At 55.6% G+C, this 25606-nt stretch carries 28 protein-coding genes; 4 read left to right on the top strand and 24 right to left on the bottom strand.

Annotated features, from left to right (window positions below; genetic code table 11):
* Positions 1-3: 3 nt before the first annotated feature.
* The 4 genes from yihA to rpmH form a co-directional block, all read right to left on the bottom strand.
* A complete protein-coding gene (gene yihA / locus Abci_RS07425) occupies positions 4-690 on the bottom strand; it encodes a ribosome biogenesis GTP-binding protein YihA/YsxC (RefSeq protein ID WP_084597569.1) in 687 nt (228 codons plus the stop codon).
* Entirely contained in the window at positions 690-2429 is a 1740-nt protein-coding gene (yidC, locus tag Abci_RS07420) for a membrane protein insertase YidC (RefSeq protein WP_048838489.1), read from the bottom strand. The genes yihA and yidC overlap by 1 nt, the downstream gene beginning before the upstream one ends.
* Positions 2430-2576: 147 nt before the next feature.
* Entirely contained in the window at positions 2577-2984 is a 408-nt protein-coding gene (gene rnpA, locus Abci_RS07415) for a ribonuclease P protein component (RefSeq protein WP_048838488.1), read from the bottom strand.
* A gap of 23 nt (positions 2985-3007) precedes the next feature.
* On the bottom strand, positions 3008-3142 hold the full coding sequence (gene rpmH, locus Abci_RS07410; protein WP_025829074.1) for a 50S ribosomal protein L34: 135 nt from the start codon (positions 3140-3142) through the stop codon (positions 3008-3010).
* A 157-nt stretch (positions 3143-3299) separates the two neighbouring features.
* Between rpmH and Abci_RS07405 the strand changes: the two genes are divergently transcribed.
* Positions 3300-3698, top strand: coding sequence for a hypothetical protein (locus Abci_RS07405; RefSeq protein WP_048838487.1), 399 nt, complete (start codon positions 3300-3302; stop codon positions 3696-3698).
* 67 nt (positions 3699-3765) lie between these two features.
* Here the strand turns inward: Abci_RS07405 and gloA are convergent, their stop codons facing one another.
* From gloA to folK, 20 genes are all read right to left on the bottom strand, one after another.
* A complete protein-coding gene (gene gloA / locus Abci_RS07400; protein ID WP_048838486.1) occupies positions 3766-4158 on the bottom strand; it encodes a lactoylglutathione lyase in 393 nt (130 codons plus the stop codon).
* A 109-nt stretch (positions 4159-4267) separates the two neighbouring features.
* Positions 4268-5110, bottom strand: a complete 843-nt coding sequence (locus Abci_RS07395; RefSeq protein ID WP_048838485.1) for an LpxI family protein — start codon at positions 5108-5110, stop codon at positions 4268-4270.
* Positions 5107-5961 carry an acyl-ACP--UDP-N-acetylglucosamine O-acyltransferase gene (lpxA, locus tag Abci_RS07390; protein ID WP_048838579.1) on the bottom strand — a complete coding sequence of 285 codons (855 nt, stop codon included), beginning with the start codon at positions 5959-5961 and terminating at the stop codon, positions 5107-5109. Before lpxA ends, Abci_RS07395 begins: the two co-directional genes overlap by 4 nt.
* 138 nt (positions 5962-6099) lie before the next feature.
* Positions 6100-6546, bottom strand: coding sequence for a 3-hydroxyacyl-ACP dehydratase FabZ (fabZ, locus tag Abci_RS07385; protein ID WP_261766284.1), 447 nt, complete (start codon positions 6544-6546; stop codon positions 6100-6102).
* Between the two features lie 76 nt (positions 6547-6622).
* A complete protein-coding gene (gene lpxD, locus Abci_RS07380) occupies positions 6623-7705 on the bottom strand; it encodes a UDP-3-O-(3-hydroxymyristoyl)glucosamine N-acyltransferase (protein ID WP_048838483.1) in 1083 nt (360 codons plus the stop codon).
* Between the two features lie 2 nt (positions 7706-7707).
* Entirely contained in the window at positions 7708-8601 is an 894-nt protein-coding gene (locus Abci_RS07375) for an OmpH family outer membrane protein (protein ID WP_048838482.1), read from the bottom strand.
* 4 nt (positions 8602-8605) lie between these two features.
* Positions 8606-11056, bottom strand: a complete 2451-nt coding sequence (bamA, locus tag Abci_RS07370) for an outer membrane protein assembly factor BamA (protein ID WP_048838481.1) — start codon at positions 11054-11056, stop codon at positions 8606-8608.
* A gap of 128 nt (positions 11057-11184) precedes the next feature.
* Positions 11185-12297, bottom strand: coding sequence for an RIP metalloprotease RseP (gene rseP / locus Abci_RS07365; RefSeq protein ID WP_181015831.1), 1113 nt, complete (start codon positions 12295-12297; stop codon positions 11185-11187).
* 31 nt (positions 12298-12328) lie between these two features.
* Positions 12329-13486 carry a 1-deoxy-D-xylulose-5-phosphate reductoisomerase gene (dxr, locus tag Abci_RS07360; RefSeq protein WP_048838480.1) on the bottom strand — a complete coding sequence of 386 codons (1158 nt, stop codon included), beginning with the start codon at positions 13484-13486 and terminating at the stop codon, positions 12329-12331.
* 58 nt (positions 13487-13544) lie between these two features.
* A complete protein-coding gene (locus tag Abci_RS07355; protein ID WP_048838479.1) occupies positions 13545-14375 on the bottom strand; it encodes a phosphatidate cytidylyltransferase in 831 nt (276 codons plus the stop codon).
* The gene (gene uppS, locus Abci_RS07350) at positions 14372-15106 is read right to left on the bottom strand and encodes a polyprenyl diphosphate synthase (protein WP_048838478.1); all 735 of its coding nucleotides are present in this window, start codon (positions 15104-15106) and stop codon (positions 14372-14374) included. Before uppS ends, Abci_RS07355 begins: the two co-directional genes overlap by 4 nt.
* Positions 15107-15163: 57 nt before the next feature.
* Positions 15164-15706 carry a ribosome recycling factor gene (frr, locus tag Abci_RS07345; protein WP_048838577.1) on the bottom strand — a complete coding sequence of 181 codons (543 nt, stop codon included), beginning with the start codon at positions 15704-15706 and terminating at the stop codon, positions 15164-15166.
* Between the two features lie 94 nt (positions 15707-15800).
* Positions 15801-16538, bottom strand: a complete 738-nt coding sequence (pyrH, locus tag Abci_RS07340; protein WP_048838477.1) for a UMP kinase — start codon at positions 16536-16538, stop codon at positions 15801-15803.
* 112 nt (positions 16539-16650) lie between these two features.
* Entirely contained in the window at positions 16651-17550 is a 900-nt protein-coding gene (gene era / locus Abci_RS07335; RefSeq protein ID WP_048838476.1) for a GTPase Era, read from the bottom strand.
* On the bottom strand, positions 17543-18289 hold the full coding sequence (gene rnc / locus Abci_RS07330; protein ID WP_048838475.1) for a ribonuclease III: 747 nt from the start codon (positions 18287-18289) through the stop codon (positions 17543-17545). Before rnc ends, era begins: the two co-directional genes overlap by 8 nt.
* On the bottom strand, positions 18286-19095 hold the full coding sequence (gene lepB / locus Abci_RS07325) for a signal peptidase I (protein ID WP_048838576.1): 810 nt from the start codon (positions 19093-19095) through the stop codon (positions 18286-18288). Before lepB ends, rnc begins: the two co-directional genes overlap by 4 nt.
* A 76-nt stretch (positions 19096-19171) precedes the next feature.
* Complete coding sequence (gene acpS / locus Abci_RS07320; RefSeq protein WP_048838474.1) at positions 19172-19579, bottom strand: holo-ACP synthase; 408 nt, start codon at positions 19577-19579, stop codon at positions 19172-19174.
* The gene (locus tag Abci_RS07315; RefSeq protein ID WP_048838575.1) at positions 19576-21858 is read right to left on the bottom strand and encodes a RelA/SpoT family protein; all 2283 of its coding nucleotides are present in this window, start codon (positions 21856-21858) and stop codon (positions 19576-19578) included. Before Abci_RS07315 ends, acpS begins: the two co-directional genes overlap by 4 nt.
* 87 nt (positions 21859-21945) lie before the next feature.
* A complete protein-coding gene (rpoZ, locus tag Abci_RS07310) occupies positions 21946-22317 on the bottom strand; it encodes a DNA-directed RNA polymerase subunit omega (RefSeq protein WP_048838473.1) in 372 nt (123 codons plus the stop codon).
* An 81-nt stretch (positions 22318-22398) separates the two neighbouring features.
* Positions 22399-22887, bottom strand: coding sequence for a 2-amino-4-hydroxy-6-hydroxymethyldihydropteridine diphosphokinase (gene folK / locus Abci_RS07305; protein ID WP_084597567.1), 489 nt, complete (start codon positions 22885-22887; stop codon positions 22399-22401).
* A 157-nt stretch (positions 22888-23044) separates the two neighbouring features.
* Here folK and Abci_RS07300 point away from each other — a divergent pair, with 157 nt between their 5' ends.
* The 3 genes from Abci_RS07300 to Abci_RS07290 all read left to right on the top strand — a co-directional run bounded on the left by Abci_RS07300 (position 23045) and on the right by Abci_RS07290 (position 25543).
* Positions 23045-23668: a LabA-like NYN domain-containing protein gene (locus Abci_RS07300; protein WP_048838471.1), complete on the top strand. Its 624-nt coding sequence runs from the start codon at positions 23045-23047 to the stop codon at positions 23666-23668.
* Between the two features lie 257 nt (positions 23669-23925).
* Positions 23926-24615, top strand: coding sequence for a carbonic anhydrase (locus tag Abci_RS07295; protein WP_048838470.1), 690 nt, complete (start codon positions 23926-23928; stop codon positions 24613-24615).
* A gap of 169 nt (positions 24616-24784) precedes the next feature.
* Positions 24785-25543 (top strand): endonuclease/exonuclease/phosphatase family protein, encoded by a 759-nt coding sequence (locus Abci_RS07290; protein ID WP_244877614.1) that lies wholly within the window; start codon positions 24785-24787, stop codon positions 25541-25543.
* Positions 25544-25606 lie beyond the last annotated feature (63 nt).

Here is a 25606-nt window from a genome sequence, read left to right as displayed (position 1 = left end):
CTTTCAGGTGGGCGGAAGGGCAAATTCGGCCAGTTCGGCACGAAGGCTTTCAATGCCCTCGCCAGCTTCACTGCTGGTGAGGGACAAAAAAGGACAAGCCGCCGGGTGCCGTGCTGTCAGGGCCTGCATGGCTTCCTGCTTGCGCGCCAGAGCCTGCGGTTTGACGGCATCACATTTGGTGAGCACGATCTGAAAGCTGACAGCAGCCTTGTCCAGCAGTTTCATGACTTCAAGGTCATGGGCCTTCAGCTCAATCCGGGCGTCCAGCAGAAGCATGACCCGCTTGAGGCCGGGACGGCCCCGCAGATAGTCAAACATCATTTCCTGCCAGTCTTCCTTAACGGACTTGGCAGCCTTGGCGTAACCGTAACCTGGCATATCAACCAGCATAAGCCGGTCTGCCAGATTAAAAAAATTGAGCTGCTTGGTGCGTCCAGGCTCGGAAGAGGCACGGGCCAGTGCCTTACGGCCTGTCAGAGCATTGATCAGGCTGGACTTGCCTACGTTGGAGCGTCCGGCAAAGGCAATTTCCGGCAAGGTCTGGGGCGGTAACTGCCCCAGTTTCTGAGCACCAAAAATAAACTCGCAGGACCCGGCAAACAGCAAGCGCCCCTGTTCAAGCGCTGCGGCGATATCGGTCGGCTCTTTCAGCTCACGGAACGTGGCTGAGGGGGCATCTGCATCAGGCATCAGGGCTTGCTCACTACGGCTTTTTTGTCGGCGGCTTTAAAGCGCCCCAGAATGATAACCTGCTGCAAGGCTGTCAGCAGGTTGCTCCAGCTATAGTAGATCACAAGACCAACCGGCTGGTGCGCCATGAAGAACGTAAACAGCAGCGGGATAAAGGTCATGACCTTCTGCTGAGCAGGATCCATGCTGGTGGAGCTGGCGCTGATCTTCTGCATCAGGAACATGGTGCCACCATAAATGATGGGCCATGCGCCAAGCGAGAGCAGAGCCAGAACATGTGACGGGTCAAACGGGATAAGCCCGAACAGGTTGAAGATGTTGGTGGGGTCCGGCGCAGACAAGTCTTTGATCCAGCCGAAAAACGGCGCGTGACGCATTTCAATGGTAACGTACAGATCCTTGTACAGACACCAGAACACGGGAGCCTGAATAAAGAGCGGCAGGAAACCACCGAACAGATTCACACCTTCCTGACGGTACAGCAGCATCATCTGTTGCTGCATGGCCATCGGGTCATCTTTGTAGCGGGCACGCAGCTGATCAACCTTGGGCTTCAGACGGCTGGTCTTCCATGTCATGCGCATCTGTTTGATTGTCAGCGGCAGGAAGGCAATTTTCACGATAACCGTGAAGGTCAGCAACGCCAGACCAAAATTCCCGAAAAGAGAATACAGCCAGTCCAGCACAAAGAACACCGGGCGTGTCAGGAAAGACAGCCACCCGAAGTCAACAGCCTTCCAGAACATGGGAACGTGCAGGTTTTTCTCATACTGGTCCAGCAGCCGCACTTCCTTGGCACCTGCAAAAACATGCGTTTCGCTGCTGCCGGTCTGGCCTGCGGCAACCTGTATGGGCGCGGTACCGGTAAAGCCAACCTGATATGTGCTGTTTTGTGGCTGATACCCATAGGTCCCAACAACCTGTGCAGCCTGATCCGGCAGCACGGCCATAAGCCAGTATTTATCCGTAATACCAGCCCAGCCACCTGTACCCTGATGACTCCAGGACACGTTGTTGGGGGGGACGCCATCATTCCGAACAGACTTGTAGGAGCCTTCGTTCAGGCGTCCATCAATAACGGAAATCGGCCCTTCATGCACTAGCATGCCGCCATTGGTCTCTGGCGTGTAACCACGATTGACACGGTAATAAGGGTAGAGAGAGACAGCCTGCCCCGTCTGATTGTGCACACGCTGGGTAACCGTGAACATGAAGTTCTGGTCAATGCTCAGCGCAACATCAAAAACAAGCCCCTGCCCGTTATCCCAGGTCAGGGTCACCGGATGCGTAGCGTCCAGATGGGTGTTGTCAGCTTTCCACAGCGTGGTGGCGTCTGGCAGATGAACGGCTACATCCGCCGGGGCACGCCAGCCAAAATCAATAAAATCCGGATTGGGTTTGCCTGTCTGGCTAAGCACCCGTACGTCCGGGCTGTTGGCGTCCGTGGTTTCACGGTAATTTTTTAGCACCAGATCATCAAGGCGTGCGCCGCGCAGGTTCAGGCTGCCCTGTACGGCCGGTGCATCAATGGCAATCCGGCTTTCCGGCCCATCGGGCTGCGCTGCTGCATCAGCCACAGGTGCAGACGCAGCAGGCTGCTGGGAAACCGCAGGCGCTGAGGCTGTCTGTTGGGGTGCTGCTGGATCTGGTGTTTTGGCCGCATGCGGAAAGAAATAGTCAAACCCGATAAAAACCGAGGCTGACAGCAGCGTTGCCAGTATGAGACGTTTTGTATCCATTAGCTGGCCAGCTGGCCCCCTTGCACGAAACCTAAGAAAAATCACACCGTAAGGCACGGAGTCTTAACGGCACTCTGGTTCCAGCGCAGGATGAGGAGAAATGCAAGCCGGGAAAGCAGCACACAAGCACATGCTCAAGGATGTGCCTTAATTCTTGCTGGTTGGAGTTTTCCTGTCGGCTTCGGTAAGGCAAAGTGTCAATGCCTTACGAAAATCCGCCACCAGGTCCGTAAAAAGACGTTCACCCGTAGCAGCGCGACCTATCAAAACAAGATCAAGTCCGTTTAGTGGCGTGTCGGCTTCCACCACTCTGACCACTTCCCGCAACCGGCGCTTGGCCTTGTTGCGAACCACGGCGTTCCCGACCTTTTTTGTAACTGTAAATCCAACACGGGCTACACCCGTGTCCTGACGCCGGAAAAGCTGAAGGACAAGACCCCGCGCAGGCGCTTTACGCCCACGGGAAGCGAGAAAGAGAAACTCTTTCCGATTCTTGAGCCGCTGGGAACGACACTGCCGTACCCCTGCGTCTTCTTGGCCTTCACACCGGTTCATGGTACCGGATAACCGGTAAAGACTTAAGCGGAGAGACGCTTACGGCCTTTTGAACGACGGTTTGCAATGACTTTGCGGCCACCAACGGTTGCCATACGAGCGCGGAAGCCATGGCGGCGCTTGCGGACCAGCCGGGACGGTTGATAAGTGCGCTTCATTGCGGCACTCCTTTTTCATTATAGTGTCATGCAGGCAGCACAAAACCACCTACCCAGATCAGGGGCGGCTTATACTGTTCAGATGTCTGCACGTCAATCATAACGGCAGAGTCTCTTCAGGTCTTTTCGCCTCCAACCCTAAAAAGAGTGTCTTTTCATGCACCAGCCCTCCCCATCTTTACTCTCACTGGCCGCCCTCTTCAGCCTTCCTGTCCTTGGGGCGCTGGTTTCTGGCCTATTGGGGCTTTCTTTCCCCGCTGGCCTGCTACCTGTTGTGCTGGCTGCCGTGGTGGGAGCACTGGTGAGTAGCAGACTGCGCAACATACCGCCTTCTCTGCAACCGGAGTCGAAGGATGTAGCACCCACGGTGCCTGTCACCGTGCAAGACCCGGACCCAAAACTGAAACATGATATTAAAGGCATTCTGTCCCCAGCCATGTTGGCAGCCGAGCAACTGGATGCCAGTACCGATCCGCTAGTGCAGAAAGCGGCCGGAACAATCAATGCATCCTTTAATCGCCTGCTTGAGCGCCTCAAACAGCGCCCCGGCAGTTGATTGGGTCATAAAAAAACGCCCCCAAAGCAGCTCTGGGGGCGTTTCTTACTTATAAGCTCAGGAACAGTCAGTCTGCGCGCTGGATGAGTTCAATTTTATAGCCGTCCGGGTCTTCCACAAACGCAATAATGCTTGTGCCGAATTTCACCGGCCCTGCTTCACGCGTGACCTTCCCGCCACCTGCGCGTACAGCCTCCACCGCGGCAGCCACGTCCGGCACGCCAACGGCAAAATGGCCAAAACCTGTGCCCACTTCGTACCCGTCGTCCTGACCCCAGTTATAGGTCAGTTCAATTTCCGCCTGACCGGAGGCATTATCTCCATACCCTATAAAGACCAACGTGTACTGCCCTTCTGGCACCTCGCGGCGGCGGAGTTCATGCATTCCCAGTAAAGCATAAAATGCGATGCTTTTCTCAAGGTTGCGAACACGCACCATGGTGTGCAGGTAACTTGGCATAGCTATCTCCTTTAAAGCAGAGTCTTAAAGTCTCAACCCGTGAGAAGTTCAGCGGTTAAAAGCATGGACGCACTGTGAGCGCCTGTAACCTGCCTGCATTTTTATTCTGTCAGGGCTGAAACTGGTCTGGATCAACTGCCAGCAAAAATATGCCAGCCTTGTCTGCCTCCAGAATACAGGCATCTTTATCAGTCATAAGCGTGTGGGCTGCTTCAAACGCAATGCCACGTAAACCCGCAGCATGAGCGGTCCGGACGGTTACGGGGCCTATGGTCGGCATATCCGCCCGCTTTTCCTGCCCTGGCTTAAGCAGTTTGACCAGCACACCACCTTCTCCCGGCTGATGGCATTCACCAGAGCGGGCTATCATACGGTCGGTCCCTTCCATGGCTTCCACTGCCAGAACAAGGCCGTTCTGCACGACACATCCCTGCCCAATGTCCATGCGGCCCAGTGCCTGCACAACGTCTATACCGCGTCGAATATCTGCACGCGCCAGAGCGTCCGGCTGAACCGTGCCCAGCACACCGGGCTGTGCCACTGCATGAGATAAAAATTCGTGCGCTCCACGAACAGTAAACCCCTCTTGCGCCAAAATACGAACAAGAGCAGCCAGTAGCCCGTCATCCCCTGCAAAGAGAGCACGACCCAAGCGCGTGAGAATACGCGCACCTTCTGTATCAGGACGTAAACTGCGGAGAGATGGCCTGCGGATAGGGCCTATTAGAACCAGGTCGGTACAGCCGTGCTGCCTAAGCAGGGAGAGCATATGGCCGGCAGCGCCTAACCTGACCATTTCATGCGGCCATGGACCAATAACGTCCGGCTCTGCAAACCCGTCAAAACCCAGAATAAAAACGGGGCGCCCCTGCGCGTGGGCAGCCTCAGCCACTTTAGCAGGAAGAGGCCCTCCCCCTGCCAAAATGCCAACGGCTCCCATGGCAAATGTCATGCGCCTTCGGTTTCTGCCGCGCTGTAATCACCCCGTGCAATACGCACCAGACCACGCCTGCTTGGCGCATCAATAAACGCCAGAATTTCTGCAATGCGAGGGTCATTGCTGTAATCGCGTTTAACGGCTTCAAGCCGGGTAGCGAATGTACCTTCTTCATCCGTTTTGGGATAAAGCGTGAAAAACGCCTTACGCATACGGTGAATTTCAGAAGATTGCACGCCATTACGGCGCAGCCATATCCAGTGTAGCCCTACCAGACGCGCACGGTTGCCCAGCACACTGCCGTAAGGGATAACGTCTGCTTCAACACCAGCAACACCCCCCACAAGGGCGGCATGGCCAATACGAACAAACTGGTGAATAGCAGCGGACCCCATGACGCGGGCATCGTTCTCGATCACCACATGGCCACCCATGACCACGTTGTTGACGATAATAACGCGGTCTCCAAGCCAGCAGTCATGCGCTACATGGGCATTGGCCATAATAAGCACATCGTCACCCACATGCGTCACGCCGCTGCCCGTGGCGGTACCACGGTGGATGGTGACATGCTCGCGAATAACGGTCCGGGCACCAACCTCACACCGGGTTGGCTCACCTTTATATTTCAGATCCTGTGGGGCCATGCCAACAGTGCAGAAGGGAAAATAACGCGACCCCTGACCCAGCCGAGTGTGACCGTCAATCACAACGTGGGAAATCAGTTCCACATTGTCTTCAATCACGACATCTGGGCCAACCGTGCACCACGGGCCAATAACAACCCCACGACCAAGCCGGGCTCCCGGTGCGACAAGGGCAGTGGGATGAACAACTGCCGCCTTGCTTTCTTCTACAGCGTGCACCACCTCAGCTCCTCTTATGCTTGCACTGCCCTTCCTTGCATGAGCAAGAAAGGTACAGGTCATCGTATCCCGGAAAGCTGGCGTTTTCCGGGCAGTTCGATTTTATTTTTGTAGGCTGCCTGATGAAAAAGGCCACTCTCAGCCCATAATCATGGCGCTGAAGGTTGCCTCGGCAACTGTCACGCCATCAACCTTGGCCACACCACCAAACTTCCAAACATTGGAGCGGTGGCGCTCTTTCTTGACATGGATACGCACCTGATCGCCTGGTTCAACCGGACGACGGAATTTGGCACCCTCGATTGTCATGAAGTAGACCAGCTTGCCCTCAAATGCTTCCCCTAAGGTCAACACGACAAGAGTGGCTGCTGTCTGCGCCATGGCTTCAATCAGCAATACACCGGGCATCACCGGGCGCTCGGGAAAGTGCCCCTGAAAGAACGGCTCGTTGACCGAAACATTCTTGATACCAGTTGCCTCTTCCCCCAGAACAATATCCACCATTCTGTCGATAAGAAGAAAAGGATATCTGTGCGGAATCGCTTGCATGATACGGTTGACGTCAATTTTCTCGATCGTCTGCACGCTCTGCTGCGACTCTTGTTTCGTCTCCACGTCCCCTGGACCACCCTGTTCGGCCGGATAACCGGCGTTTGTTTACTTACTTACCCGAACCGTCTTCTGCCGGTCCGGACGCTTTTTTAGCCAATTTACGCAATACCGCAACATTTCGGAAAAATTCGCGGAACGGCATGGCCGGGCTACCAATCACGTCAGCGCCGCCTTCGACATCTGACATCACACCGCACTGGGCGCCAATCCGCGCTTTTGCGCCAATGCGGATGTGGCCGATCAACCCAGCCTGAGCAGCAACGGTTACGAAGTCTTCCAGCACGGTAGAGCCGGAAATACCGGCTTGAGAAACCACAATGCAACACCGGCCAAGCTTGGCGTTGTGACCAATCTGCACCAGATTATCGAGCCGCGAACCAGCACCAATAACCGTATCTGTTACAGAGCCACGATCAATTGTGGTGTTGGCACCAATTTCCACATCGTGCTCAAGCACAACACGACCAAGCTGTGGCACGGTTTCAAACCCTTGCGGGCCAACGGCAAACCCAAAGCCATCCTGCCCAATGCGCGCACCGGGAAGAATAATGACGCGCTCGCCAATCACAGCGTGAGAGAGCGTGACATGACTGCCAATGCGGCAGTCTGCTGCCAACTGGACACCCTGCCCTATGACCGCGTGAGACCCGATAATACAGCGTGGCCCTATTTCAGCATGTGGTCCAACCACAACAAATGGTCCGATTTCACATGAGGAATCAACCTGCGCCGTGGCATCCACATAAGCTGTTGGATGAATACCCGGAGCGGCTGGATCTTTAGGGTGGAAAAGCCGAGCCACACGTGACCACGCCAGATACGGCGCAGATGAAACGAGAGCCGCAGAGTGTGCTGGCACTTTGTCTGCAAATGCCGGGGCAATAATAATCAGTCCGGCCTGCGTTTTTTCGAGCAAATGTGCGTAGCGACGGTTATCCAGAAAGCTGACGTCATTCGGGCCAGCATTCTGCAGAGGGGCAATTCCAGTAAACGCTGGAAGTACCCCTGCATTTTTTGGCTGAACTAACGTGGCTCCGGCAGCATCTGCCAGAGCCTGCGCATCAAACGGGCCAGACCGGGTAAAGAAACGTGGGTCAGCCGTACCGGAAAGCGATGTCTGCTGCGCCGTCATGCTTATTTTTTCGGGCCAGCAGCAGGTGCCGGTGCGGGTGCCACAGCCGGAGCCGGACCTGTTGCAGGACCTTGCTGGCCTGCATCAGCCGTGGTGGGCATTTTACCTGTTTTTGCCAGCTCTTCCGGGTCCACATTGGCTTCAGGAATAAAAACTGCTGGCAAAATGGCGTTCAGCTGCTTTGCCACTTCGTTAGTGATATCCTGCCCATCAACGTGCAGGGCCACCTGTTCACTGTGCAGCACCAGATTCATGCCATGGGCTGCGGCAACTTTCTGAATGACCTGTACCAGCTCACGTTCAATCTGGCCCAGAGAAACCTGAGCCGCTTCCTGAATAATACGGTTGCGGTTACGGAAGCTCTGCTGTGCCTTCATGACGCGCGTCTGCAAGCTGCGTTCACGCGTCTGGATCTGGTCAGACGTCATGGACTTGGCTTGTGCCTGCAGCTTCTGCTGCTCATCACGCCAGCCAGCCTGCTCTTTCTGAAGATCCTGCGCCAGAGCATCACGCCGTGCACCCAGAATACGCTCAACCTGCATACCTGCGGAAGACTGGCTCATGACGCCAGAAACACTGATAACACCCATAACTGTGGGCGGAGGAGCTGCGCCTTTAGGCATTTCCGGTGCATTGGGAATGGGGGGCAGCGGCAGAACGGGTGGGTTCTGATCAGATTCACCACCTTCAGCCGCGGGGCCAGGCATAGCGACAGGCGCTGAGGCTGCAACGTGGCGCTGCGGTGCATGCGCAACTGGCGGCGCTGAGGGTTGAGACGCCTTGGGCACGAACCAGCCGCCACCTGCGTTCTGAGCTTTTGCAACAGACGCAAGTGCAACGGAAAATGACAGGAGAGCCGCTCCGAAAAGGGCTTTTCTGTATGAATAGGGCATCATTACCTCAGAATTGCTGGCCGAAGCCAAAACGAAGAAGCTGTGTGCGGTCGTTATGGCTACGCAGAACTGGCACACCAAGATCAATATTCAGCAGGCCGAACGGGCTTTTCCAGGAGAAGCCCGCACCGGCACTGACACGCGGAGAGATGGAGTTACCACTGACGCGTGTGTAGTCCGGCTGGTCGGTTACAGGGTTGGTCAGGTTCCGGCGTACACGCAGACCTGCAAGGCTACCTGTATCCACAAACGCACGCCCTTTAACACCCATATCGGACAGGAACGGAATGGGGAAGTTCAACTGAGCGGACGCCGTATACATTGTACGACCACCCAACAGATCCTCACCCGGATGCGCGCCGCCGCCTACACTTCGTGGGCCGGCACCCCCGTCAAGGAAGCCGCGAAGGTTGTTACCACCAAGATAGAAGTTATCGATGATATCGTGACGCCCACCGCCCCAGTCGGTCATATACCCAAACCCGGCACGGAACGCGACCGTCCATTCGTGGCTATTCGTCAGGTCATCCAGCGGAATGTAATAGGCGGCATTCACCTTGCCACGCAGGTAGCGTTCATTACCGCCAATACCCGCGAAGTCACCGCCCAGAGACACCATATACCCACTATGCGGGTTCATGTGGTTATCCCGGGTGTCATACACGAGGGTTGTGCCCAACTGGGAGAGTGTGGAGTGGCCTTTCTGATCAATCACGTAAATTGATGAGCCATCCCAGACACTTCCCACGCCACGACGTGTCAGAGTGTAGTTCCAGGACTGTGACAGGAAGCGGTTATAGGCATACCCCATACGAAGGGTGAGACCATACCGGCTTTCAGAGTAGTTCTGGTACGTCATGTACTTGTTCTGGATACCGAACAGGTCCAGACCAGCCACAAGGTTACGACCAAGGAAAGCCGGGTCGGTTACAGAGAAGTCAACCTGCTTCTGCCACTGGGACATGGTGCCGGACAGACCTGCGTCAACCCCGGTACCCAGCAGGTTATGCTGCTTCAGCCCCACGTTGCCGATCACCCCGACGTCTGTTGAATACCCGCCACCAAGCGAGAATTCACCCGTAGGCTTTTCAACGACGCTCACCGCCACGTTGGTGCGGTCCTGCGCGGAGCCCGGTGTTTCGTCAATGGAAACCGTTTTGAAGAAACCCAGATCCTGCAGAGCGGCCTTCGCGTATTTTTTGTAGCTTGGGGTGTACGGGTCGCTTTCGGCAAACGGCAACTGACGGCGGATGACGTCATCCTGCGTAACGGTGTTCCCGTTCACATCAATGCGCTCAATGTACCTGCGAGGGCCTTCGCTTACGTCAAACAGCAGATTGACCACACCCTTTTCAGGGTTACGGGCAATTTCTGGACGAACCATTGCAAAGGGGTGACCTTGGGACTGCAACAGCTCTTCCATGTCTGTCGCGTTATCCTGCACGGCCTTGCCATCGTACCACTGGTGCGCAAACAGCTCGATATATTTACGCAAGGATTTAGCTGGCACATGGCGCAGGCTGGAGCGAATGTCCACTTTACCCAGCCGGTACCGTGTTCCTTCTTCCATGGTGAAGGTCACGTTAAAAGACTTGCGGTCTGGAGACAGTTCGCCCGTAGCATTCTTGATCTGGAAATCAACATACCCGTTATTGAGGTAGAAGCGGCGCAGCAGTTCTGCGTCGTACTTCAAACGCTCCGGGTTATATTCGTCCGCTGACGAGAAAAAGCGGAACCAAGCGGTTTCCTTGGAGGAAACAACGCCAGCCAGCCGGTTTTCGCCGTAAGCTTTGTTGCCGACAAACGCGATCTTGCGAATAAGGGTTTGCGGCCCTTCTACAACCTGGAACACCACATCCACACGGTTATGGGCCAGCTTGACAATCTGAGGCGTTACAACAGCGGCATAACGGGCCTTCTGCGCGTAAACTTCCAGAATTTTCTGCCGGTCATCTGCTGTGTTTTCAGCAGAGAACACAGCACGAGGGCGAAGAGAGATAACCTTGCGCAGGTCCTCATCCTTGGCCGCATGGTTACCCTCGAACACAATGCGATTGACGATCGGGTTTTCAACCAGACGCACCTTCAGCACGTTGCCTTCACGGCGCAGGCTGACATCCTTGAACAGACCTGTGGCGTACAAAGTCTTCAGGGAGCGGTCCAGATCGTCTTGAGCAAAGGGGTCCCCTGCGCGCACGACCATGTAGGAGAGAACTGTATTGGTCTCGATACGGGTATTCCCCGAGACCTCAATATCCTCAATGACCGAGCCAGGACGAATGGAGGCACCTTCGGTACTCTGCAAACGTGCGGAGGAGCCGTGCCGTACAGCAGAGACACTCGCCGGAGGCTGAACGCGGCTGTAGTGGGATGCCGTAGCCGCAGATGCACGCCCTTCCTGAATCAGGAAAGGAAACACACATGCGGATACAAAAAGGGCTGAACGCTTACCCGTCAAGATTTACCACCCTCCATCCGGGTCGTTCCGTAGCCGGGAGACTTCTCCCGTTGGTGTTGCGCCCGCAAGCGGACGTATCCGATATAACCCTTGTCACGCAAGTTCTTCCGTTCTGAGCTAGCCGAATCTCAGCTTACAAGAGAGGCAACCCATTTAAACAACCCAAAGCTGGAAAGGTCATTAAACGTGGAAAACAGAAAAAGACCAGCAAGAACAGCAAAACCAGCCTGAAAACTAACTTCCTGTACGCGCTTGGAAACCGGACGCCCTCTTACTGCCTCTATGACATAGAATACCAGCCGCCCACCATCAAGAAGCGGTATCGGGAATAGATTTATTAGCCCCAGATTCACAGAAAGCAAAGCCATGAAAGACAGAAGGCTTGCGAACCCATATTGCGCCACCTGCCCCGACAACTGTGCAATTTTGAGCGGCCCACCAAGGTCTTTGGCGGTGTGCTGGCCCGTTATGATCTGCCACACACCATGCAATGTCTGGACAGAAACGGTCCAGGTCTGGGCAACGCCTGCCACAACCGCTTTATGAAGAGGCAGAGGTTTACCAATTTCTGTTGCAAACAAGACACCCAATTGCCCATGCGGTGCAGCGCTGGTCGAATCCGTGACGGAGCCAATGGTGAGGGGGAGATCAACGTCCGCACCATTACGGCGCACCGTCAGCGTGGTTTGCGCGCCAGGTTGGTTTGTAACGGTTGCCTGAATATCCGGCACATCCTTGATGGTGTGCGTACCGATTCTCAGCAGTTCGTCGCCTTTCTGTACACCCGCAGTCGCGGCTGCACCGTTGGGAACGACCTCTGCCACCTGATTACGCACTTTGGGCTGCCCCGTAGAGACGAACAGGATAGTAAACAGCAGAATAGCGAGCAGGAAGTTAAAGACCGGCCCCGCCAGAATAACGATAGCGCGTGAACCAACGGGCTTGTCATGGAACGTACGGCCGGGAATCCAGGTAGCTTTTTGTTCTGGCGTTGCATCTTCCGGGTCTTCAAACCCATGCGGGCGCACATAGCCACCAAGCGGGATGGGGCATATACGCCATTCCGTACCGCTCCTGTCGTGCCAGCGGAACAGGGCCGGACCAAACCCTAACGAGAAGACCTCCACATGCACACCGCGCCAGCGGGCGGCAAGGTAATGACCAAGCTCGTGAATTGTCACGAGAACACCCAGCACAAAGGCGAAGGAAACGAGCGTACGGAGGTATTCGTGTATCATGATGATCCAAATATCGGCGTTTGCAGCCTGAAACTCAAGCTACAGCCGCAGGAATAAAGGTACTGGCCTTCTGGCGGGCTTCGGCATCCCAATGCAGTACGGCTTCCAGTGTGTCAGCAGCCGGTGCACCGAGCTGCAGCATGACTTTTTCCACCACTCTCGCAATGTCCAGAAAGCCGATCTGCTCGTTCAGGAATGCTTCAACGGCCACTTCATTGGCGGCAGACAGAATAGCTGGAGCAGCCCCGCCTGCACGCAGCGCCTCACGCGCCAGACGCAACGCCGGGAAACGCTGCTCATCCGGTGCGCTAAATTCCAGCGTGGCGTAGGCCGCAAGGTCAAGGCGGGACGATGTTGTTGGCATACGCTGCGGCCAGGCCAGCGTGTGCGCAATGGGAATACGCATGTCAGCAGAACCCATCTGGGCAATCAGGCTGCCATCCGTGTACTGCACCATACCGTGCACAACAGACTGAGGGTGCACCAGCACGTCAATCCGGTCTTCTGTCAGATTAAAGATACGGGCGGCTTCAATAACTTCCAGCCCCTTGTTGAACATGGTGGCGGAATCAATGCTGATTTTCGCACCCATGCTCCATGTTGGGTGTTTCAGGGCCTGTGCCGGGGTGGCTGCTTCCATTTCCGCAAGTGTTGCGTTGCGGAAGGGGCCACCAGAGGCCGTAAGAATAATTTTTTCAACCTGATCATACTGACGGTCAGCAAGGGACTGATACACAGCGTTATGCTCGGAATCGACAGGCAGGAGGGTTGCGCCAGCCTCTTTAACCGCGCGCAGCATAACGTCCCCTGCACAGACGAGAGCTTCCTTGTTGGCAAGGGCTACTGAATTGCCGTTTTTGACGGCAGCCAGTGTTGGCTCCAGCCCTGCGGCACCCGTGATGGCCGCCATTGTCCAGTCCGCAGGTAGAGCTGCTGCATCAATCACAGCCTGACGGCCACAGGCGACCCGAATAGAGGTGCCAGCCAGCAAAGCCCGCAGTTCGTCAAACGCAGCTTCGTCTGCCAGAACAGCCACTTCAGCATTCAGGTTTTTAGCCTGTTCGGCCAAACGAGAGGCATTTTTACCGCCCACAAGCGCCCGCACCCGGTACTGGTCGCGTGCCTGTTCAAGCAGATCGACTGTGGAGCAGCCAATACTGCCAGTGCTACCCAGAACGGTTACGGTTTTCATGCGCCTTACTCTTAACCTTCACAAAACGCGGTACGTCATTTCGGACCGCTTCAGCTTCTCACCTTGGCAAATGACCTGCCAAAGCCGCAAAAATATCTTGCAGCCCCGCTGCCCAGAACGGAACAGACGGCGCCACACAAAGGGAAACCAGCGCTGCGAGGGGGGCTGCAAACACCAGACCATCAAACCGGTCCAGCAAGCCACCATGCCCCGGCAACATGGTCCCGGAATCCTTAACCCCCAGAGAGCGCTTCATGCCGCTTTCTGCCAGGTCTCCTGCCTGAGCAACCACACCAAGTGCGGCGGCCCACAGACCAGCCTGCATTAGCCCACCCTGCCCTGACAGCACAGCCAGACCCACCCCGAACAGAACGGCCCCGACCAACCCACCAAAAGAGCCTGACCATGTTTTACCGGGGGAAATGCGGGGGGCCAGCTTTGGCCCACCCAGTATGCGGCCTGTCAGATAGGCACAGCTATCACTGGCCACCACAACGCATATGACAAACAGAACCGGCATTATACCGCCAACCCGCAGCCAGAGCAGCGCATTGCCCGCAAGAACGACAATACACATGATAAGACACAGAGGTGCCCCGAACACGAGCGCCGTGACGCAAAAAGCCGGAAAGGCATCCCACCGGCCTGTTGCCGCCGCAAGCCATGCACCCACGGCCCACAAGACATACAGACAGCCGCGCCAGGACTTTACGCGCAGATCAAAGAGTGTTGCGGCCTCAACAGCCATGCCAGCCATGGCTGCAAGAATAAGAGCCTTATAGACCCAGCCGCCTGCCCCAATAGCCAGCCCTGCTACAGCCACAAGCACAAGGGCAGAAAGTAGGCGGGGTTTGAGGTCACGCCATGCTGTCGGTTTAGCCGTGCTCATACCGTAGGCCGCGCCCCAAACCGCCGTTCACGGCGGGCAAAATTGTCCAGCACTGTCGCAAAATGACCTTCGTTAAAATCAGGCCAGAACACATCCAGAAACATCAGTTCTGCATAAGCACTTTGCCACAGAAGAAAATTGGAAAGCCGGTATTCACCGCTTGTACGCACCACAACATCCGGGTCCGGCACGCCCGCAGTCCACAGCTTATCGGTAAAAAGGGCTTCGGTAATGTTTTCAGGCTGCAAGTCACCCTTCTGCACGGCCTGCGCAAGCCTGCGGGCTGCCTGAACAATGTCTCCACGGCCACCATAGGACAGGGCCAATAGAAGAGTGATACGCGTGTTATCGCGCGTTTTTGCTTCCGCCTTGGCAAGCTCTGCGCGCAGGCTTTCGTCAAAACGCGCAAGGTCACCGATAAAGCGGATTCTCACACCTTCACGGTGTAATTCTGCAACTTTATGCCGCAGATAATAGCGCAGAAGACTGGTCAGGTCAGCGACTTCAGCAGGCTCACGCGACCAGTTTTCTGAGGAAAATGCGTAGAGTGTCAGATATTTTACGCCACGGGTAATAGCGGCCCGCAAACAGCGGGACACAGCTTCCGCCCCGGCCTTGTGCCCGGCCAGACGCGGCAGCCCGCGCTCCAGCGCCCACCGCCCGTTACCGTCCATAATGACGGCAACATGCGCTGGCACCGGAGCTTTTCTGTCTGCTTTTACCGCTGACATAGTTGGCGCTGACCCATTACCACGAACCAAGGAAAATATGCTTGACGCCACGTAGCGTTAGACCTGTTTGATCTCGCGCTCTTTATCACTCAGCATGTCGTCAATTTTTTTCACATACTGGTCTGTCAGCTTCTGAATGGCATCCGACCAGGTTTTGACGTCATCCTGGCTGATGTCACCCTTCTTTTCAAAGGCCTTGGCTTTGTCCATACCGTCACGACGCACACCACGGGCAGCAATCTTTGCCCCTTCAGCGTAACGGGCCGCAGCACGAGCCAGTTCATGGCGGCGTTCTTCTGTCAACTGCGGAATGGGTACGCGCACAACCTGACCATCAGCAGCAGGGTTCAGGCCAAGACCTGCATCGCGAATAGCGCGTTCAACCGCACCAACCAGGACACGGTCCCACACCTGCACCGTCAACATACGGGCTTCTGGCACAGCAATGGAGCCAACCTGTGTCAACGGCACTTCACCGCCATAGGCTTCCACACGCACGGGCTCAAGCAGCGCAGGACTGGCACGGCCAGAGCGCAGGCCAGCAAAGTCACGACGCAGGCTTTCCAGAGCGCCATCCATACGGCGCGTCAGGTCATCCATAAGAGCATTCAGATCAGACACGGTTCTTTTTCTCCCGTTTCCCGAGCGGCCATTTTACCGCTCTTTCCATAAGCAAAAACTGAGGGATTTTTCCTCAGGAGGCTTCGATAATTTGTGTAAACGGCCCTTCGCCACGCAACACGCGGCCAAAAGACCCAGATTCTCCAATATTGAACACAATAATGGGGAGTTTGTTTTCACGCGACAAGCTGATGGCCGCAGCATCCATAACGCTCAACTGGTTGGCCAGCACATCCATGTAGGTCAGCTGGTCATAGCGTTTTGCGGTGGGGTCCTTTTTAGGGTCTGCAGAATAGACGCCGTCTACCTGTGTACCCTTAAGCAGAATATCACATTCCATTTCCGCAGCGCGTAGGGCGGCAGCCGTATCGGTTGTAAAGAACGGGTTGCCCGTACCTGCCGCAAAAATAACCACGCGGCCTTTTTCCATGTGCCGCACGGCGCGGCGGCGGATATAGGGCTCAGCAATGGAAGACATGTGAATAGCGGACATGACGCGGGTGGGAATCTGCTCCCGTTCCAGTGCATTTTGCAACAGGAGCGCGTTGATAACCGTTGCAAGCATACCGGCGTAGTCACCCTGTGCACGGTCCATGCCTTTGGCTGCCGCAGCAACCCCACGGAAAATATTGCCGCCGCCAACAACAAGACAGACTTCCGTTCCGCCCCGCACAACGTCAGAGACATCTCCGGCAATACGTTCTACTGTTTTCTGATCGACCCCGAAGGCTCCGTCGCCCATCAGGGCTTCACCGGAAACCTTGAGCAACACACGTTTGCGGCTTGGCGTTTCGCCTGTGGAAGCAGTCATTAGCCCTCGATCATGCAGACAGTCTGAAGAAGGCCCTGCTCAACAAGGAGCAGGGCATGGTGCCCTTCTCTTATCCTTCATGGCCGCAGGCCACAAGCGGGCAAGAGGCAGCTTAGGGCACATCATCCAGGCCAATGGCCCGCAGACGCGCCCGTTCTTCATCCCAACCTGACCGTTCCTTGACGTTCAGGAACAAATGGCAGGGCCTTTCCAGCAGAGAACAAAGCTGCTTGCGGGCTTTTTCCCCAATCTGGCGGATTTTCTGCCCTTTTTCGCCAATAAGAATGGCCTTGTGGCCTGCACGGGAGACATAAATGGTGGCGTCAATACGCACAGATCCGTCCGGACGCTCTTTATAACTCTCTGTCTCGACCGTGGCACCATACGGCACTTCTTCATGCGTCTGCATGAACACCTGCTCGCGCACCAGTTCTGCAGCCAGCAAACGGTCTGGCAGATCGGTCAGGTCATCTTCCGGATACAGGTAAGGGCCTTCGGGCAGAGTCGCGGCCAAGCGGTCCAGAAGGTCATTTACGCCGTTGCCTGACTTGGCGCTGACCATAAAGACATGCTCAACTGGCAGTTTTTCTGTTATGGCCGCAGTCAGCGGCAATAATGCATCACGCTGCACCAGATCTGTCTTGTTCAAGACCAGCCACACCTTACGGCCTGTGCTGGCAAGGCGGTCCATAATTTCCTGCACGGCATCTGTCATGCCAGTCTTGGCATCAATCAGCAGCAATGTGATGTCGGCATCATCAGAACCGGTCCACGCAGCGGCCACCATAGCGCGGTCCAGCTTACGACGCGGCTGGAAAATTCCGGGTGTGTCTACCAGCAGGATTTGCGTCAGGCCACGCATCAGGATACCCAGAACCCGGAAACGGGTTGTCTGCGCCTTGGGGCTGACAATGGAAAGTTTAGCCCCTGCCATGCAGTTCAGCAGGGTTGATTTGCCCGCATTTGGTGCCCCCACCAATGCTGCAAAACCGCAACGTGTTGTTTCACCCATGCCGAGTATTCCCTAATTTCTCTAATAAACTGGCTGCTGCAGCACTTTCCGCCGCACGTTTACTGCCAGCCCGACCTTCAGCACTCTGGCCCCCGGCCTGAACTTCCATAACAAACAGAGGCGCGTGTGACGGACCATCTGCCCCAATAGTCTTGTAAACAGGTAAGGCCTGCCCCCGGCCAAGAACCCATTCCTGCAAGGCAGTTTTAGGGTCTTTCGGCGGCTTGGCTTGCGCATCCAGCAAGGGCTTCCACGCTGTCCGCATGATTTTGCGGGCAGGCTCAAGCCCACCATCCAGAAAAACAGCCCCCAGAATGGCTTCCATAGCATCTGCCACCACACTGGCTGTTGCCTGAACCCCCACACGGGCCTCATGCACCGCAACCGTGAGGCTGGTTGCTATATCCAGACGTTCAGCAATGGCAACCAGCGTTGTGCGCGAGACCAGATGCGCCAACCGGGACCCCAAGGCTCCCTCCTGCTCATCCGGATACCGCTCCAGCAACCATTCTGCCATCAGCAACCCCAGAACGCGGTCGCCCATGAATTCCAGACGTTCGTTAGACCCAGCGCCCTTGGCTTTTTGCCCTCTACGGCGGCCACCAGCATTCTGATAAGCCGCAGATCGATGCGTCAGTGCTTCAAGCAGCAGGGCCTGATTCTTAAATATGTACCCAAGACGCCGTTGCAGTTGTTCAACCTGTGACGACACGGGTTGCTCCGCGCCAGTACGGCTCACGAGACACCCCTAAACAGACGACCCCAGCGAATTTCCGCTGGCCAATGCCAGAACTGCCAGAAAGGTGCCGTGGCATCTGTTGAGAAAAAGACGATCTGCGCTTTGCCCACCAAATTCTGTTGTGGCACGAACCCAAGGTCTTTTGGGCCATCGCCCATAAACCGGCTATCCGCACTATCATCACGGTTATCGCCCATGGCAAAAAAGTAGCCGGGAGGCACCACATATTCTGGGGTGTTGTTCTGCTGGCCGTCATCCATCAGTTTCAGGATGGCGTGTTGAACAGGCGCATGTCCGCCGCTGCCGGGCAGCGTTTCCTGACAGGCTTCCCCTTCCATAGCGACATGGGATTCATCTATGGCGGTATATGGATGCACATCAACACACGGTACTTGCTCACCGTTCAGGAACAAATGCCCCTGTGTCACGCGGATACGGTCACCCGGAAGGCCGACAACACGCTTCACATAGTCAATAGACGTGTCCTTGGTGAAGCGGAACACAGCGACATCCCCACGATGCGGCTCACTCCCCCAAATCCGCCCTTCAAACAGGTTGGGCGAAAACGGCAGAGCGTATTTTGAATAGCCGTAACTATATTTGGAGACCCAGATATAGTCCCCCACCTGTAAGCTGGGGATCATGGACCCGGATGGAATGACAAAGGATTCGAACAGAAATGTCCGGACAAACGTCACCACAATAGCCACGGTAATAATGGTCCGGGCATATTCCAAAATGACCTGCCCGGTTGATGCGGGACGATCCACGCCTGCCTCTAGGGGAGGATGTTCCGGTTTGATCATGTCCTGCATCGCCTGTTTTGTGGTGGTGTTGGAAAAAGAAAATATGACGGGATCAAGCCGTGCGCTCCGGGTGATGTCAACCCGGATTGGCCGATATAATCACCTCAGCAAAGGCATAAGGGGGCTCATCCGTCATGCTCAGCATAATATGCGGCACTGTTCCTGCCGGCATCAGGGACTGCAACCGTGTAAGCGCGCCCCCTTTCAGCACAAGGGTCGGCTGACCGGACGGCAGGTTTTCAACCCCTATCAGGCTATGCGCCACCCCTTCGGCAAAACCAGTGCCCAACGCTTTGGCGCAGGCCTCTTTGGCGGCCCATCGCTTGGCGTACGCGCCAATACGCGCCTGCCCGGAGCGGCGCTCTGCGCGTGCACGCTCCGCCGGGGTAAACACACGCAGCAGAAACCGCTCACCAAACCGCTCAATAGCCTGTTCAATGCGGCGCATGTCACACAGATCAACACCGGCGGCAATCAAGGTCATGACCGCGCCCTGTCAGCCTGAGCAATACCAGATGCAGCCCGCAAACCGGCGATAACTGAAGACAGATGCCGTAGGTCCCGTACTTCGACATCCACTAGAATTTCCATGAAATCGAGCTGCCGGTTAACAATTTTCAGGTTAACGACAGAGGCATCACATTTGGAAACGGTATTGGTGACTGTGGCCAGAACTGACGACTCATTTTCTGCCACCAGACTGATACGCCCAATCCGCATTTCACCAGTGCCAACACGGGACATGGCATCGTAGTCCCAGTCAACATCCAGAAAACGCTCCGGCGTTGCGGCAAAACTTTCCAGCGTCTGGCATGTGCGGGTATGGACGGTCACACCCCGCCCCGTTGCCACAACCCCGACAATCCGGTCACCCGGCAGAGGGTGGCAGCAGGCTGCAAAATGCACAGCAACACCCGGCCCCAGCCCAATAAGCGGAATGCTCGCACCGGCACGGCGGCCACCACTGCCTGTACCCAGTTGCCCGCGTGGGCGTGGACCGGCTGTCCCCAGAACACCCGGCAGGCCGGGCACCATACGCGGCGCACGGGAGGCCCGGCGAAGCTCAGGATAGGCGGCATAGACAACATCCCGCGCCCCGAGATTATTGTTCCCGACCGACACATACAGATCTTGCAGGCTGCTCTGCTTCAGGCCCTTGAGGGTTGTCTCAATAATTTTTTCAGAGCCATCAACCCCTTCCTGCCGGAAGGCTTTGGCCAGAGCGGCGCGCCCGTTATCCAGATAGGTCTGTCGTTGCGCCGCTGCCACAAAGCGGCGAATACGCGCCCGCGCCTTGCCGGTCACCACAAACCGTTCCCACGACGGCGATGGCGCACCGCCGCGTGCGGTCATAATCTCGACCTGATCACCGTTCTGCAACTCATGCCGCAAAGGCATGAGGCGACCGTTAATCTTTGCGCCTACGCAGGAATCCCCAATCTGACTATGCACGGCGTAAGCAAAGTCAACCGGTGTAGCCCCGCGTGGCAGAGAGATAAGCTGACCTTTGGGTGAGAAACAGAAAACCTGATCCTGGTACAGTTCAAGCTTGGTATTTTCCAGAAACTCATCCGGCGCAGACGAGGCTTCAAGAATTTCCAGAAGATCCTGCACCCAGCGCGGGCGGCGGAAGGCAGCCGGACCGCTTTCATCCTCCGCAGTACCTTCCTTATACGCCCAATGCGCTGCCACACCGTTTTCAGCCACGTCATGCATGGCTGAGGTCCGGATCTGCACCTCAATCTTCTGGTTGCGCGGGGAACGAAGCGTAACACCCGTATGCAGGCTCTGATAACCGTTGGCCTTGGGGGTGGAGATATAGTCCTTGAACCGGCCAGCAATCACCGGATAGGCCGCGTGAACTGCACCCAGCCCCATGTAACAGTCTTCCCGTGTTTCCACGAGGACACGAAACGCCATGATGTCTGAAAGCTGCTCGAACGCTACATTCCGACGCTGCATTTTCTCCCAAATGGAATAAGGAGACTTTTCACGCCCGGAGACGTGAACGTTCTGCAGGCCGGCTTCATGGCACAAACGCAGCAGTTCGCGCCGCACTTCTTCAATAACATCGGCCCCTTGACCGCGCAGATAGTTCAGGCGGGCGCGAATGGTCGCGTCAGCTTCTGGCTCAAGCTGGGCAAAGGACAGATTCTGGAGTTCGGTCTTGACCCTATCCATACCGATACGCTCGGCAAGGGGGGCATAAATATCCAGCGTTTCACGCGCAATGCGTTGGCGGCGGTCTGTACGCTCCACAAAATGGAGGGTGCGCATATTGTGCAGCCGGTCCGCCAGTTTAACCAGCAGAACGCGAATGTCCTTAGACATCGCCAGCACAAGCTTGCGGAAATTCTCAGCCTGTTTGGTGCGGTCTGACTGTAGCTCAAGCCGGGTCAGCTTGGTTACGCCATCCACCAGATCAGCTACAGTTCCACCAAACTGGGTACGCAGCTCTTCCTGCGAAATACCGGTATCTTCCACCGTATCATGCAGAAGCCCCGTTAGAATGGAGGGCACATCCAGCCGGAAACCGGCCAGAATCATCGCCACAGCCAACGGGTGCGTTATGTAGGGGTCACCATTGTCACGAAGCTGGCCTTCGTGGGCCGCTTTGGCCACATCAAAAGCATGGCGGATCAAGTCCAGATCCGCTTGTGGTGCGTAGTCCCGCACCACAGAGAGCAGGCGCTCGCAGCCTACGTCCCCCCGCACCTTTTCAGGCCGTGCTATGGGGGAAGCGTCCTGTGCATCCTTATGCACATCAGGCGGCAGCGTGTCTTTTGCGTCTTGAGGCACCACTGCCAGGGTGCCCGTCAGAGTATCGCGCGCCGCCTGCGTCACACGCTCTTACCGACGTGTACGCCCGCTGAGTGCAGCTTCAACAGCGCCAGCATCGTCAGCGGCTTCTTCTTCTGGAGAGACTTCCTGAAGACCAAAGATGTTCTGTTCGGTCGGCACCAGATCCTGCACTTCTTCATCCACAGGTTCTGGCTCGGGCTCACGAGCCTGAGACCGGATGAGGTCGTTCCGCAGTTCTGGCAGTTTCACGGTTTCGTCTGCAATTTCACGCAGTGCGACAACCGGATTCTTGTCATTATCCCGATCGATGGTAAGCTCTTCACCACGAGAGATGTTACGGGCGCGCTGGGCTGCATACAGCACCAGTTCGAAACGATTAGGGACTTTCTCTACGCAGTCTTCGACGGTGACGCGGGCCATTACGAAGAGCCTCCAGACAATTCAGCTATAAAAGATAGAAAGAGCATTGTAGCGCATCAAACCACCACAAGGAAGGGCTGTTTACTTGATTCTGCTTATTTCCTGCCCTGAGACCGCTGCAAGCAACTCTACAACAGGCCGCTGAGAGACAGGGTGTACCCAGTCTGGCGCAACGTCATACAGTGGCAGCAACACAAAAGCCCGCTCATGCGCGCGGGGGTGAGGCAAGGTTAAATGAGCGTCATCCTGACACAGGTCATCATAAGCAATCAGATCCAGATCCAGCGTTCTGGCCGCATTGGGCACAGACCGTTCACGCCCAAACTCCGCCTCCATACGCTGCAATAGCGCAAGAAGCGCATCGGGCGACAAACTGGTCCGAACCTTTATGACACCATTTACATAAGGCGGCTGACCGGAGGGCGGGACAGGGGCGCTCTCGTACCAGTGAGAGACAGCTAAAACCTCCAGATTGGGCGTCGCCTGTAGGTTTTTCACAACGGCCTTGCACGTTGAAAGTGCACTCCCCTCACCCAGCGGTAGGTTGGCACCAACAGCAATCAGGACCATTCCAGTTCCCTTCCAGAATTTCATGTTCAGGAATATATCTTTTTTATGAAACGATAGTATAAGTTAGCAGTTCTTATGTTTTCACGGTCTAACATGGACTAATTTTTAACAAATTTTCACAATATCCTCGGATGTTATATTAAAGGACACACATCAAATGAACCTACAAAAAGATGAAAGAACTTGTCTTTTTATTGATGGATCAAGCCTTTACTCCACATCAAGAAGTCTAGGTTTTGATGTTGATTATAAAAAGCTGCTCGATTTCTTTGCCTCAAAAACCCATATTATACGCGCCTATTATTACGCAGCCATTCTGGACACGGAAGATTACTCTCCTCTTAAACCTCTGACGGACTGGCTGTCTTATAACGGCTATTTTCTGGTTACCAAACCTGCGCGTGAATTTACGGATGCCACTGGCAAGCGCCGCGTCAAAGGGAATATGGAAATAGAAATTGCCGTCGATATGATGGAAATGGCACCCCATATTGACCACGCTGTACTGTTTACTGGCGACTCAGACTTCCGTCGGGTTGTGGAGGCCGTACAGCGGCAGGGAACACGCGTGTCCGTTGTGTCTTCCATGCGGTCCAGCCCCCCCCTGATTGGCGATGACCTGCGCCGTCAGGCTGATCAGTTCCTGGAACTGGCAACGCTGGGGGCCAACTTTACACGCCGCCAGACGGAAGCACCGGTCCGGGCCACACGGCCAGCAAACCCCATCCGGCACCCGGCAGACCAGATGAGTGAACCGGAAGAAGACGATCCACTGGTGTAAAGCCAGAAATTTTGGGGTAGGTTCTCAAGAGAAGCGTGATGGTTTTCCTGGAAGGCCATCACGTTTTTGTTATCAACACAGGCGCATTTCCCTATTACCTCTTTGATAAAGAACATTATTTCCGGAAAAAATGTCCTTTAAAATTATTTTTAAAGTTCTGGAAAAAAAAGGGATGTCATGCGTTTAAAGCAACTCTACCATGATGAGCACACGCTCATCACGGGCTGAATGCTGATTATTTATCTGGAGTTTGCCGTATGCCCACATGTTCTGAAGCCCGATCCAGCCTTATCTCGCTGCTTCGCGGCGTTGAACATTTCAATACTGAGGTGTTTCCCGCCAAAGAGAGCCTGTTTGCAGGCCTCGCAGACGGCCAGTCACCCGGCGCTCTGTTCATTGCCTGCGCTGACAGCCGCATTAACCCTAACCTGATTACCCAGACCGAACCGGGCGACCTGTTCATTCTGCGTAACATTGGCAACATTGTTCCCGCTTACGGCGAAATGCTGGGCGGCGTCTCGTCCGCAATTGAATACGCGGTTCTGGGTCTTGGTGTGTCTGCCATCATTGTCTGCGGTCATTCAGACTGTGGCGCAATGAAAGCCCTGATGGCTCCGGAAAAAGCCGGTCTGGACAAAATGCCGACCGTTGCCTCCTGGCTGCGTAATGCTGAAGCTGCCCGCGCATCACTGGGTGACTTCAATGCAGAAGATGCTGGCCCAGCCACGGTACGCAGCCTGTCTGAACAGAACGTGCTGCTGCAAATTGCGCATTTGCGTACACATCCTGCTGTTGCAGCCGGGCTGGCCCGTGGCACACTGTATCTACAGGGCTGGTTTTATGACATCGGGTCAGGTGTCATCAGCATTCTGGATGAACAGAGCCGAAAGACTGTCTCTATTGCTGATACCATTACACGGCTGGAAAACGCGGAAGAAACAGCCTGATACCCTGATTTTGGCTCCGGCGGCACAAACGTGCCGTCGGTTTCCCCCTCTTCTCTCGACCCTTTTTTACTGTGGCATTCCCACTCTCTGCGCTGTTGCCAGCCTCCTGCTGCCACTTACCGCGCAAGCATTCCCCCTAAAAATTGCTACTTGGAATATGGACTGGCTTTTGGACGCTAACGCGCCTCTGGCCGCTACGGCACCGCCTGGCATTCCACATCGTACGCCAGCAGACCTCACAACTCTCGCTGCTTACGCCCGCCACCTGAACGCGGATATTGTTGGCTTTCAAGAAGTGGCGACACCGGAAATTGCCGCACATATTTTCCCACCCGACCGCTATACGCTCTACATAACTCACGACCCAGTGCTGCAACGCACAGGCGTGGCGCTCAGGCGTGGACTACAGGTTGTTACTCACCCTGACCTGACTGCGCTGAACGTCACGGGGCAAAATGCACCTCACCCCCTTCGCAGCGGGCTGGACCTCACGGTTGTGCACGGGGCTACAACGCTCAGACTTCTGGTTGTTCATTTAAAAACAGGGTGCTGGGACAATCCCCCCACAGAGAAAGCTCACGCTTGCCCCCTCCTCCTGCAACAATTCCTTGTTTTGCAAAACTGGATTTCAGAACGCCAGAAAAACGGCGAAGCCTTTGTCATTTTGGGTGACTTCAACCGCCGCATGACACAGCATGATCCGTTTTTTCAGGTACTGGGCAAGGCTGGCACACTAAAACTGGCGACCGCAGGCTTTGCCAGCCCCTGCGCAGGCGGCAGTTATTTTATAGACCATGTTCTGGTGGGAGGAGCAGCGCTTGGCTGGCTGCAACCCAACTCTTTACGCACCATGCTCTACACCCCTGATGAACAGGCCGTTGTGTCAGACCACTGTCCTGTTTCCGTACACCTGCAACTTCCTGACTAGCACAAGAAAAAGGCCGCCTCGGTTTCCCCGAAGTGGCCTAGTTTCTCACCTAACCGGCATGGT

Origin of the sequence: Acetobacter cibinongensis (genome assembly GCF_000963925.1) — a bacterium.
Lineage (GTDB): Bacteria > Pseudomonadota > Alphaproteobacteria > Acetobacterales > Acetobacteraceae > Acetobacter > Acetobacter cibinongensis.
This window is presented reverse-complemented; position numbering and strand designations above follow the sequence as displayed.

Coding starts and splice junctions, on each gene's coding strand:
- rnpA (WP_048838488.1), bottom strand. CDS start 2,984: ATGAACCGGTGTGAAGGCCAAGAAGACGCAGGGGTACGGCAGTGTCGT.
- uppS (WP_048838478.1), bottom strand. CDS start 15,106: ATGTCAGCGGTAAAAGCAGACAGAAAAGCTCCGGTGCCAGCGCATGTT.
- Abci_RS07395 (WP_048838485.1), bottom strand. CDS start 5,110: ATGACATTTGCCATGGGAGCCGTTGGCATTTTGGCAGGGGGAGGGCCT.
- rpoZ (WP_048838473.1), bottom strand. CDS start 22,317: ATGGCCCGCGTCACCGTCGAAGACTGCGTAGAGAAAGTCCCTAATCGT.
- rpmH (WP_025829074.1), bottom strand. CDS start 3,142: ATGAAGCGCACTTATCAACCGTCCCGGCTGGTCCGCAAGCGCCGCCAT.
- yidC (WP_048838489.1), bottom strand. CDS start 2,429: ATGGATACAAAACGTCTCATACTGGCAACGCTGCTGTCAGCCTCGGTT.
- lepB (WP_048838576.1), bottom strand. CDS start 19,095: ATGATCAAACCGGAACATCCTCCCCTAGAGGCAGGCGTGGATCGTCCC.
- Abci_RS07375 (WP_048838482.1), bottom strand. CDS start 8,601: ATGATGCCCTATTCATACAGAAAAGCCCTTTTCGGAGCGGCTCTCCTG.
- era (WP_048838476.1), bottom strand. CDS start 17,550: ATGGGTGAAACAACACGTTGCGGTTTTGCAGCATTGGTGGGGGCACCA.
- Abci_RS07355 (WP_048838479.1), bottom strand. CDS start 14,375: ATGAGCACGGCTAAACCGACAGCATGGCGTGACCTCAAACCCCGCCTA.
- pyrH (WP_048838477.1), bottom strand. CDS start 16,538: ATGACTGCTTCCACAGGCGAAACGCCAAGCCGCAAACGTGTGTTGCTC.
- Abci_RS07295 (WP_048838470.1), top strand. CDS start 23,926: ATGCCCACATGTTCTGAAGCCCGATCCAGCCTTATCTCGCTGCTTCGC.
- folK (WP_084597567.1), bottom strand. CDS start 22,887: ATGGTCCTGATTGCTGTTGGTGCCAACCTACCGCTGGGTGAGGGGAGT.
- Abci_RS07405 (WP_048838487.1), top strand. CDS start 3,300: ATGCACCAGCCCTCCCCATCTTTACTCTCACTGGCCGCCCTCTTCAGC.
- gloA (WP_048838486.1), bottom strand. CDS start 4,158: ATGCCAAGTTACCTGCACACCATGGTGCGTGTTCGCAACCTTGAGAAA.
- frr (WP_048838577.1), bottom strand. CDS start 15,706: ATGGATGACCTGACGCGCCGTATGGATGGCGCTCTGGAAAGCCTGCGT.
- acpS (WP_048838474.1), bottom strand. CDS start 19,579: ATGACCTTGATTGCCGCCGGTGTTGATCTGTGTGACATGCGCCGCATT.
- dxr (WP_048838480.1), bottom strand. CDS start 13,486: ATGAAAACCGTAACCGTTCTGGGTAGCACTGGCAGTATTGGCTGCTCC.
- lpxD (WP_048838483.1), bottom strand. CDS start 7,705: ATGACGGCGCAGCAGACATCGCTTTCCGGTACGGCTGACCCACGTTTC.
- Abci_RS07300 (WP_048838471.1), top strand. CDS start 23,045: ATGAACCTACAAAAAGATGAAAGAACTTGTCTTTTTATTGATGGATCA.
- yihA (WP_084597569.1), bottom strand. CDS start 690: ATGCCTGATGCAGATGCCCCCTCAGCCACGTTCCGTGAGCTGAAAGAG.